This is a genomic window from Actinomyces polynesiensis (assembly GCF_000820725.1).
Classification (GTDB): domain Bacteria; phylum Actinomycetota; class Actinomycetes; order Actinomycetales; family Actinomycetaceae; genus Pauljensenia; species Pauljensenia polynesiensis.
In genome coordinates, this window is the sequence record NZ_CCXH01000263.1 from 1 (window position 1) to 10,169 (window position 10,169).

The 10,169-nt window shown below is 71.7% G+C and carries 12 protein-coding genes; 5 read left to right on the plus strand and 7 right to left on the minus strand.

From position 1 onward, the window contains the following. Positions 1 to 212: 212 nt before the first annotated feature. The 4 genes from TA90_RS11200 (at position 213) to TA90_RS11210 (ending at position 3,196) form a co-directional block, all read left to right on the plus strand. Entirely contained in the window at positions 213 to 1,022 is an 810-nt protein-coding gene (locus TA90_RS11200) for an NADPH-dependent oxidoreductase (protein WP_082031657.1), read from the plus strand. A 151-nt stretch (positions 1,023 to 1,173) separates the two neighbouring features. Beyond that, on the plus strand, positions 1,174 to 2,463 hold the full coding sequence (locus TA90_RS11205; protein ID WP_147513481.1) for a bifunctional transcriptional activator/DNA repair enzyme AdaA: 1,290 nt from the start codon (positions 1,174 to 1,176) through the stop codon (positions 2,461 to 2,463). Positions 2,464 to 2,465: 2 nt separating this feature from the next. Further along, positions 2,466 to 2,651 (plus strand): DNA glycosylase family protein, encoded by a 186-nt coding sequence (locus tag TA90_RS14700; protein WP_147513482.1) that lies wholly within the window; start codon positions 2,466 to 2,468, stop codon positions 2,649 to 2,651. Beyond that, complete coding sequence (locus tag TA90_RS11210) at positions 2,648 to 3,196, plus strand: methylated-DNA--[protein]-cysteine S-methyltransferase (protein ID WP_052450803.1); 549 nt, start codon at positions 2,648 to 2,650, stop codon at positions 3,194 to 3,196. Before TA90_RS14700 ends, TA90_RS11210 begins: the two co-directional genes overlap by 4 nt. Before the next feature lie 96 nt (positions 3,197 to 3,292). Here the strand turns inward: TA90_RS11210 and TA90_RS11215 are convergent, their stop codons facing one another. From TA90_RS11215 to TA90_RS11240, 7 genes are all read right to left on the minus strand, one after another. Further along, entirely contained in the window at positions 3,293 to 4,144 is an 852-nt protein-coding gene (locus TA90_RS11215; RefSeq protein ID WP_052450804.1) for a family 1 encapsulin nanocompartment shell protein, read from the minus strand. Beyond that, the gene (locus TA90_RS11220; RefSeq protein WP_052450805.1) at positions 4,141 to 5,235 is read right to left on the minus strand and encodes a Dyp-type peroxidase; all 1,095 of its coding nucleotides are present in this window, start codon (positions 5,233 to 5,235) and stop codon (positions 4,141 to 4,143) included. Before TA90_RS11220 ends, TA90_RS11215 begins: the two co-directional genes overlap by 4 nt. Before the next feature lie 41 nt (positions 5,236 to 5,276). Next, positions 5,277 to 6,617, minus strand: a complete 1,341-nt coding sequence (locus tag TA90_RS11225; RefSeq protein WP_043536512.1) for an NAD(P)/FAD-dependent oxidoreductase — start codon at positions 6,615 to 6,617, stop codon at positions 5,277 to 5,279. Positions 6,618 to 7,025: 408 nt separating this feature from the next. Continuing rightward, positions 7,026 to 7,784 carry a hypothetical protein gene (locus TA90_RS13390; protein ID WP_052450806.1) on the minus strand — a complete coding sequence of 253 codons (759 nt, stop codon included), beginning with the start codon at positions 7,782 to 7,784 and terminating at the stop codon, positions 7,026 to 7,028. Beyond that, a complete protein-coding gene (locus tag TA90_RS15255) occupies positions 7,781 to 7,999 on the minus strand; it encodes a hypothetical protein (RefSeq protein ID WP_052450807.1) in 219 nt (72 codons plus the stop codon). Before TA90_RS15255 ends, TA90_RS13390 begins: the two co-directional genes overlap by 4 nt. Next, positions 7,996 to 8,451: a SatD family protein gene (locus tag TA90_RS11235; protein ID WP_052450808.1), complete on the minus strand. Its 456-nt coding sequence runs from the start codon at positions 8,449 to 8,451 to the stop codon at positions 7,996 to 7,998. The genes TA90_RS15255 and TA90_RS11235 overlap by 4 nt, the downstream gene beginning before the upstream one ends. Positions 8,452 to 8,508: 57 nt before the next feature. Next, a complete protein-coding gene (locus tag TA90_RS11240; protein WP_052450809.1) occupies positions 8,509 to 9,627 on the minus strand; it encodes a lactonase family protein in 1,119 nt (372 codons plus the stop codon). A gap of 34 nt (positions 9,628 to 9,661) precedes the next feature. Between TA90_RS11240 and TA90_RS11245 the strand changes: the two genes are divergently transcribed. Beyond that, positions 9,662 to 10,169, plus strand: a 508-nt coding sequence (locus tag TA90_RS11245; RefSeq protein ID WP_043536514.1) for a Nif3-like dinuclear metal center hexameric protein, incomplete at its 3' end; no start/stop codon positions are given.

A 10,169-nucleotide genomic window follows, 5' to 3' on the forward strand; every position in this document is an offset into this window, starting at 1 on the left:
CCCCTGCCGGCGGGCGCCGCTGGGTTCCGACCGGCAGGCACCGGGGGCCCCGGTCAGCACGTGCCGCTGACAACCGGCCAGGAGAGGGGGTCCGGGCGCCGTGCCCGGACCCCTCCCTCGACTCCTGCGCTCCACGTGCGGCTTCTCACACAGGGCCGGTCCTCGTGGGACGAACAGCGTGGACGGACAATGGCAGGAACGGAAGGACACACATGGACGCCCAGCAGCAGAGCGACCGGGGACCGGGGCGCGTGGCACCGACCACGTTCGCGGAGAACGAGACGATCCGCACCCAACTCGCCCACCGCACGATCCGTGCGTTCACCCCCGACCCCGTGGGGGAGGAGGTCGTCCGCAGCCTGTTGGACGTCGCCCGGCACGCCCCCACGAGCAGCTTCTACCAGCAGACGACCGTCCTGTGGGTCAGGGATCCCGTCCTGCGGCACGAGGTGTACCGGTCCTCCGGACAGCCCTACGTGGACGGGACCCGGGGCGAGCTGCTGGTGTTCGTCGTGGACCTGCACCGCAACGCCTGCATCCGGGAGGAGGCGGGTGAGGACCTCGAACCACTCGGACGCACGACCCTGTTCCTCGAGGGCGTCGAGGACGCGGTCATCGCGGCCCAGAACACCGTCGTGGCCGCCGAGAGCCTCGGCCTGGGCACCGTCTACCTGGGGAGCATCGGCGGCGACCCGCGGCGTGTCATCCGCGCGCTGCGGCTCCCACGGCACACCTTCCCCCTCCTCGGTCTCCTGGTCGGGCACCCCGACCAGGAGCCCCAGTTCAAGCCCCGTCTCCCCGCCGACCTGACCACGGCGGTCGACACCTATCCCGAGGTCGAGGACTGGGGTGCCGCCCTGGCCGGGTACGACGCGACCGTGCAGACCTACTACGACCTCCGCGACGCGAACCGCAGGGTGGACTCCTTCACCCACCAGATCCGCACCAAGCCCGGGACCGGACGCGCAGAACAGGCCCCCGTCCTCGAGGTGCTGCACGAGCAGGGACTGGCGCTGGGCTGAGGGCGGGTCCCGGAGCCACACGTCCAGGACCCGGGGCCGATGAAACGCTGATATCGCTCGGATATCAGGAGAAGTGTGCGGCCCCCGCGCCCCCACCGTCGCGTCCGATTCCCGCCAGCCGAACGGGCGGCACCATGGCAGGCTGTGGCCCATGGACTTCGACTCCCGCTACGCCGCAGTCGCGTCCCGTGACCGACGGTTCGACGGACGCTTCGTCACCGCGGTGCGCTCGACGGGGATCTACTGCCGCCCGAGCTGCCCGGCCCGCACGCCGAAGCCCGGCAACGTCGAGTTCTTCGCCACCAGCGCGGCAGCCCAGGCCGCAGGGTACCGGGCCTGCCGGAGATGCCTGCCCGAGGCCCTGCCCGGCAGCCCCGAGTGGGACCTGCGCGAGGACCTGGCGGCCCGCGCGATGCGACTGATCAGCCAGGGAGTCGTCGACCGCGAAGGCGTCGGCGGTCTCGCGTCCCGGCTCGGGCACTCCACCCGTCACCTGACGCGCGTGCTCACCGACGAGCTCGGTGCAGGTCCGCTCGCCCTGGCGCGCTCACAGCGCGCCCACACCGCCCGGCAGCTCCTGTGCACCACGACACTGCCGGTCTCCGAGGTGGCCTTCTCCGCGGGGTTCTCCAGCATCCGCCAGTTCAATGACACCGTCCGCGAGGTCTTCGGCCTCACCCCCACCCAGCTGCGCGGGCGCGCCCGACGCGCGGAGGCGGTCGCCCAGGTACCCGGGGCGATCACGCTGCGCCTGGCACACCGTGAGCCGCTGGACCTGCGTGGTCTGTTCGACTGGTATGCCGCGCGCGCCGTCCGGGGCATCGAGGACGCAGGAGGCGGACACCTCTCACGGACGCTGAGGACGTCGCGCGGCGCCGCCCTCGTCGAACTGTGGGGGGAGGGCAGGGAGGTCCTGGCACGACTCCACCTGCAGGATCCCTCCGAGCTCCCCGAAGTGCTCGGACGGGTTCGGCGAGCACTCGACCTCGATGCGGACCCCGTCTCCGTCGACACCGCCCTGTCCCGTGATGACCGGCTCGCCCCACACGTCGACGAAGTGCCGGGGATCCGCATCCCCGGTGAGTTCGACCTCGCAGAGGCTTTGGTGCGCGCCGTGATCGGACAGCAGGTGGGGGTGGAACCCGCCCGCAGGGACTTCGCCCGGGTGGCGCGTCTGCTGGCGGATCCCCTCCCCCGGGGTTCGCACCCGCGGGGCGGAAGGACGCCACGCCCCATCTCCTGTTCCCCACCGCGTCCGTCCTGGCCGAGCGCGCCGTCGCGGCTGTACCCGGGCCGCGACGCCGGGGGGCCACGATCGCGGCGGCCTGTGCGGCGGTCGCGGAGGGGCGCCTCGCCATCGACCCCTCCTGGAGACGTGAGGACGCGGTGGCGGCCCTGTGTGCGGTGCCGGGGATCGGCCCGTGGACCGCGGACCACGTGACGATGCGCGTGACGGGGAACCCGGACGTCCTGGTCCGTGGCGACGCCGCGCAGTGGAGGGGTGCGAGCAGGCTCGGGTTGGGCACCACAGCTGCGGAACTGGAAGGGGAGGGGCGTGCATTCGCGCCCTGGAGGAGCTACCTCGGCATGCACCTGTGGCGTGCCTCGATCGGAAGGGACACACCATGACGGACGTCGGACACCCTGCGGCGGAGGCGGGACACCTCGCCGGGCTGCTGCTCGTGACGACTCTCGGGACACCCGACGGGCCCTTCACCGTGGTGGAGGAGACGGACGGAACCGTCTGGGCCTCCGGATGGAGCGCGGATGTCGGGGACCTCCTGCACCGCGCACACATCGCCCCCGGGACACCGCTGGCGCCCTCCCGGGGACCCTCGGCTGCGGTACGCGCGGTCCTCTCCCTCTACGAGGGCGACGCCGCACCCCTGGCCGGTGTCCCGGTCCGCCGGTCCGGCACCGCGTTCCAACAGGAGGTGTGGAGGGGACTGCGGGACATCCCGGTGGGGACGACACTCTCCTACAGCCGGCTCGGGGAGTGCATCGGCCGCCCTCGTGCGGTTCGCGCCGTCGGCCTGGCCTGCGGGCGCAACGCCGTGGCCCCCTTCGTGCCCTGCCACCGCGTGGTGGGGGCCGACGGTTCACTGACCGGTTACGCGTGGGGGCTCGAGGTCAAGCGCCACCTCCTGACCCTCGAGGGCGCGCTGCGTCCCTGAGGGGGCGGCACCCCTGCCGGTACGGAACCGTCCGTCCCGGCAGGGGTCACGCCCTGGAGGGGTTGACGGGCGTTCCCCGACGGCGGGGGAGCGGTCTCAGGGACGGACGAGGACGACCGAGGCCTCGTCGGTGTGGGTGAGGAAGGTCAGGGACTCCTGGAGGTAGAGCTCGACGTCCTCACCCGTGTGGGAGGTGTAGCCGATCGAGACATCCTGTCCCAGGACCATCTCGTAGTCGCCGCCGCGCGTGCTCAACAGGCAGCCACCCGACAGGGCCGGCGCCCAGACGACCTGTTCGACGAGCTGCTCCAGCTGCGTGCGGATGGGGTAGCCGTGGTCGCGGGTCTCCGAGGCCTCGGTGTGGACGTCGGCGTCGAGGACCAGGGCGTAGGGGCCCTCCACCCCGGCCAACCGCAGCTCGGTGAGGGCGTGGGCGACCACCTCGGGGAGCTCCCGCGCATCGGCGGGCAGGGTGATCGGTTCATTGCTCGAGGCCGGGGCGATGCCCCGGACCTGCGCGGCGGCGTACCCCTGGAAGACGGCGGCGTCCTCGGCCCTGGCCAGTGCGGTGGCGGCGTCCTTGACGGGCTGCCAGTCGGAGTCCTGCGCGCCCCGGAGGACGTCGTCGACGGCGGCACGCGAGACCGAGAAGGGGACGCGCAGCTCGACCAGTGGGGCGACCTCCCGCAGACGCGAGCGGATGCCCGGCCGGGGCGGGTCGATGGTGCTCAGGTGGCCGGTGTTGGCGGCGGCCGCCTCCAGGCCGAGAGGGCCCGTGACGTCGACGACGCGACGTGCGGCGGAGTTGCGACGGAAGGTGCGCCGCGCCTCCTCGGCGATCTCGCCCCAGGCGGCGTCACTGACGGGCGCGAGCCAACGGTGCAGGTTGGAGGTCCCGACCGTGGTCGCCGTCGCGGCGACCGTGGGCCCTTCGTTCGGTGAGCTCATGATGTGGTTCCTCTCAGGCTGCCGATCGACAGCGATTCCGTGGTGCTGGTGTCGGGTTCGGTGTCCGGTCGTCCTGCTGCGGGTCGTCCCTGTGCGGGCACGTCGTCCGGGAGCGACTCCAACAGGTCCAGTGAGGGCACGAAGAACAGGGAGCCGGTCAGGGCCGTGGACACGTCGAGGATGTGGTCGTAGTTGCCCGGTGGGTTGCCGATGAACATGTTGTCGAGCATCTGCTCGGTGACGGAGGGATCCGCGGCGTAGGCGATGTAGTACGTGCCGAACTCCCCACGACCCGGGTCGCCGAAGGCCATGTTGTCACGCAGGATGTCGTGCTCGGTGCCGTCCTCGTCGACGATGGTGTTGAGGGAGACGTGGGAGTTGGTCGGCATGACCTCCTCGTCGAGCTCGACGTCGTCGAGCTTCGTGCGACCGATGACGTGCTCCTGCTCCTCGGTGCTCAGTGCGTGCCAGGCGGCCATGTCGTGCACGTACTTCTGCACGATGACGTAGCTGCCACCGGCGAACTCCGGTTCACCGGAGGTGTCGATCAGGGCGGCACCCACTGCCCCACGCCCGGTCGGGTTCTCGGTGCCGTCGACGAACCCGAGGAGGTCCCGGGAGTCGAAGTAACGGAAGCCGGTGACGTGGTCCTCGACGTGCACGTCCGCACCGATGGCGTCCATCAGAAGCCGGGTCAGCTCGAAGACGAGGTCGGGCCGGTTCGCGCGGATGTGGAAGAGGATGTCCCCGGGGGTGGAGGGTGCGTTGTGACGGGCCCCCGTCACGGGGTGGAAGGCGTGGAGCTGGGCGGGTCGGGGGGTCCCGGCGGGTCGGATCCTGTCCCAGAAGTCCGCCCCGAACCCCACCACGCAGGACAGGGAGGCGGTGGGTTCGCGGAAGCCGACGGCCCGGACGAGCGAACCGATGTCGGCTGCCACCGCGAGGACGCGTCCCGCTGCGGAGGAGTCCCCGGGGACGGTGACGACGAGGAAGGCCGCCGAGGAGGTCAGCGAGGTGAGGATCGCCTGGGGCTCCGGGTCCTGGGCCGGGGTCTGGGGCGACTGGGCACTCTGGAAGGCATCGAGGGGCACACCCCGAGCCTACCGCCCCGGGTGGCCGGGCGGAGGCGGCCTCACTCCTCTCCGGTCACCAGCCTGCCCGAGGAGTGCTCCCCGAGGCGCTCCAGTGCCAGACGTGCCACCATCTGCTGGTTCGTGGTGGTGCGTTCCGAGCGTGCCCGGGAGAGGAAGCTGATGAACCAGTGCAGCAGGGTCATGACCTGCTGTTTGAAACCGACGATGTAGAGCAGGTGCAGGAAGCACCACGCCAGCCAGGCCGTGAACCCACTCATCTTGACCCGACCGACGCTGACCACCGCCTTGAAACGTGCGATCGTGGCCATCGACCCCTTGTCCCGGTAGCTGAAGGTGGTCCTGCAGGGTCGTCGTCCACGCAGGCGCGAGTCGATGAGGTCCGCGACGAAACGTGCTGACTGAATGGCACCCTGGGCGACCCCGGGGACACCGTCGACGGACATGAGGTCTCCGATGACGAAGACCTCGGGATGGCCGGGCACCGACAGGTCCGGGCCGACCCTCACCCGGCCCGCCCGGTCCAGCTCGGCTCCGGTGCGCTCGGCGAGCACGCGGCCCAGGGGGGAGCCCTGGACACCGGCCGCCCACACCTTGCACACCGAGGGGATGCGTTCGCTCTTCCCCTCGGCGTCGCGCACCGTGACCGACTCGGCGTCCATGCCGGTGACCAGGGTGCGGGTACGGACCTCGACACCGAGCTCCTCCAGGGCCTTCTGGGCGCGGGTGCCCAGCTTCTCGCCGAACACCGGCAGGGGCAGGGGCGCTCCGTCGAGCAGGACCACGCGGGCGCTTGAGGGATCGATGGAGCGGAACTCACCGCGCAGCGTGTTGGAGGAGAGCTCCCGGATCTGTCCCGCCATCTCCACACCGGTCGGACCCGCCCCCACGACCACGAAGGTGAGGAGTTCCGCGATCCGGGTGGGGTCGGTCTCGATCTCGGCGAGTTCGAAGGCTCCGAAGATCCTCGCACGCAGTTCGAGGGCGTCGTCGATGGTCTTCATCCCGGGGGCGAAGGTCGCGAAATGGTCATTGCCGAAGTAGGACTGTCCGGCTCCCGCGGCGACGACCAGGGTGTCGTAGGGGGTCTCCTCGGCCCGGTTGTGGTTCCTCCAGTGCACGACCCGCGCCTGTGTGTCGATGTCCTCCACGAGGCCCAGGAGGACCCGCGCGTTGCGCTGCCTGCGCAGGACCTCGCGGGTCGCGGGTGCGATCTCCCCCTCGGAGAGGATTCCCGTGGCGACCTGGTAGAGGAGTGGTTGGAACAGGTGGTGGCCCGTCCGCGCGATGACGGTGATGTCGACGTCGCTGCGCCGCAGCGCCCGCGTGGCGAACAGTCCCCCGAAGCCGGAGCCGATGATGACGACGCGATGCCTGGCCATGGTTCCTCCCGAAATAGGTCAGGTGAATGTTACCTAATTCGTGGGGCGGATCCCAGCGGGGGAGGGGTGCCTGCACCTGACGGGGGTCGCGGTGGTGGAGGATCCGCCGACGGGTGCGGGATCTGGGGGGGTGGCGGGGACGTGCGGAGGAATGTGGGACGTGCGGACGGTGCGGGGCGTGCGGAGGAATGCGGGACGTGGTGAGGTCAGGAGCGCTGGGCGGGCGTGGCCCCGCACCCGGGGAACCCTCTGCGCGAGGGCCGCGTTCCGTGACCGCCCCGTGTACGGCTCCAGGGCGCCCTTCACGCGTCACCGGCCGACGTGGACAGCCCGCGGCCCGGCCCGACGTGTCCGCCTCCGCGTGTCCGACCGGTGGGACGCCCGTGGAGGACTCCCACGGGGAGGCAGTCACGCACCCCTGAGCAGGGCGAGGAACAGGGCGGCCGCGCAGGCCAGCGACCAGCTCGTCATCGATCCGATGAGGAACTCCTCGGCCTTCGCCCCGAGTCCCGAGTCCCGTGAGATCTCCGGGAAACGCACGATGCCCTTGGCGGCCAGGAGTGCGGCGATCACCGGGAGCGCACCGGCGAGCCCGAGCACCACGATGAGGAGGCGTTCGAGGGGGCCGATGACACGACCTCCCCGCAGTACCGGTTGGTCGGGAGGGGTTGCCCCCTCCGTGCCTCGCACCGCTGCGAGGGTCGATGCCGTGAGGAGGTTGGAGGCGGGGCCCATGAGGGCGATCACCCCGACCGTGGCGACCAGGAGTGCCAGGGGGACCCCGGCCAGGGCGGGTGAGCGCACCTCCGTCCACCCTCGGGTGAGAGCGGTGGGGCCCGTCGTCAGGACGGTTTCCAGGCCGAGCGCCACGGCGATGGTGACGACCAGACAGGCGGTCGCGACGATGGTCCGGTGCGGGGCCCGACCGACGGCCGCGGGCATGCCACGACGTGGTGCGCCCGGAGCTGCTGCCCCGATGGACAGGCACCACCCCTGCGCGACGCCCACCAGGGCGAGGCAGGCCCACCACTGCACGCCGAGGCCGGCCACTCCCAGGACCAGGCACAGTGCGGTCCACGCCCAGGACAGGGGGGCGCGGCGCTGCCGGGGGATCGTGACGAGGAGGGAACCGATGCCCGAGGCGAGGACGACGAGTGAGGCGCTCATCGGCGCACCTCCCCGGAGGCGAGGAGTCGGTGGACCTCGACCAATGTCGCGGCGCCCGATCGGTGCGCATTCTGGGAGACGGCCGACTGGGTGATCCCTTCGGAGCGTGCGATCTCGACCTGGGTCGACCCGGCCAGGAGTCCGGTGGCGATGCGGCGCTCCCGGGACTTCATGCGGGCGATCACGTGGTCGCGCAGCAGCAGGAGGGCGTTCACCGTCTCCTCCTCGGGCCACGCCGCCTGCCCCGGGCTGGAGGGGGCACCGCTGCGGAACCAGGTGAGGGCGGCGTCCTGGCCCCCCTGCGGAGCCGGTGGACGGTCTGGATCGCCTCCCGCGCCGCCCACCAGGCGGAGCCGTCCTGGATGGGCGGGGCCGACCCGGTGGTGCTGCCACCCACCTCCACCACGGTGCCGGTGCCGATCCCGAACCGGAGCGAGAGCGTCGCCGGGAGCAGGAGGTGCGCGAGACCCGTCACCCGTACGGCGGTGGGCGGATCGGCGACGACCAATTGGAACTCGTCGCCGACCGTCGGCCAGACCGGACGCAGCACCTCGGCGCCCTCGCAGGCCCGCGCCAGGGAGTCGAGGATGGCCTGCTGGGCAGCGGCACGGTCGGGCAGGTCGCGGGAGCCGATGATGTCCGCGATGATGCCGGTGGCGATGGTCATGCCTGACGATAACACTGATATGTGCCCAATATCAGTGTTTTTGTGGACCCAGCCCAGTCACACACCACTGTCCTCGAGCACGAAGGCAGGGGAGGGCACCTGCGCCGACCCCTCCAGGAGCCGGGGACGGGGGTTCTGCGGGGTCCGTTCCAGGACACGGACCAGCGAGTCCGTCTCCCCGGCGACGACGAGGAGACTCCGGCCGTCGCCCGCGTCCACCACGGCGAAGTGGCGGGGCCAGGACGTCCCCGTCCAGGCCCGACCCAGCAGCTCCAGGCCACTGCCGTCGGAGGAGACGCGGAACGTGGCGAGACTCCCGGGTCCACGCACGGCCACGTCGAGCAGGAGCGTCCCGTCCGGCTGCGGTGAGAGCACCAGGTGCGAGGGCAGGGGTGCGTCGTCCGAGCGGTCGGCCACGGGCACCCGCGTCACCTCGTGGGCCTCCTTCCCGCCCCACTCCTGGAGCACCACCTCGGCGCTGAGCTCGGTGACGACGAGGAGGTGACGCCCGTCCGGCAGGAATGCTGCGTGGCGTGGTCCGGATCCGGGGGTGAAACGGAATGCCACTCCGTCCTCGACCAGCTGGGGTGACCCGCCCCCCTCGACGACGCGCAGCCGCCTCAGCTCATCGGTGCCCAGGTCGCACACGAGGACGGTCCCCGCGCCCGGGGCGACCGTCGCGGAGTGTGCATGGGATCCCTCCTGCCGGTCCGTGCGGGGGCCGTGGCCCGTGTGCCGCAGGGCGGAGGTCGCGCCGACGGGGCGCCCGTGCGGGTCCAGGTGTGCGACCCCGACCGTGCCGTCGCCGTAGTTGGAGGTCACGAGGAGTCCGCCCGGGAGGCCCGGCAGCAGGGCCAGGTGTGTCGGGGCCGCACCCGCGGACCCCGGTTCGTCCAGGGGGGTCAGGGTGGCACCGTCACCCACACCCAGGACCGTGAGGGCCCCCTCCGGTTCTGCCTCCGCAGTGGCGTAGAGCAACGGGAGGTGGGGGTGGCGCACGAGGAAGGAGGGTGCGGGGACCTCGCAGACCTGGACGGCGGGGGAGAGGAGGCCCGAGTCGGTGTCCAGCTCCGTCCTCCAGATCCCCTCACCCAGCCCCGCGGGGGTGCCGATTCCGGCGACGGGGAAGGTGCCGATCCACAGTGTGCGGGAGTGGTCCGGGTGCGCAGGTGTCATGGGGACACGGTAGCCACGGCGCTACTGTGTGTGGATGGACAGCACCTGGAGCGTCGCCGATGTCGTCGCGCGGATGGACGAGTGGTACCCACCGCACACTGCGGAGTCCTGGGACCGTGTCGGTCTGGTCCTGGGCGACCCGACGCGTCGCGTGCACCGGCTCCTCCTGGCGGTCGATCCGGTCGCCGCAACGGTCGGCGAGGCGCTCGACCACGGGGCGGACATGGTCATCACGCACCACCCGCTGTACCTGCGCGGGACCTCCTTCCTGCCGGAGGACGACCCCAAGGGTGCGCTGGTCGCCCGTCTCATCAGGTCGGGCACGGCGCTCCTCAACGCCCACACCAACGCCGACATCGCCTGGGGTGGGGTGTCCGCAGCCCTCGCGGACCTCGTGGGACTGCGGGACTCCCGACCCCTCGAACCGACCGGCGAGGACGCCGGGGGACACGCAGTCGGTTTCGGACGCATCGGTGGTGTCACGCCCCAGTCGCTGGGCGCCTTCGCCGACCACGTGGCCTCCGTCCTGCCCGCGGGGCCGG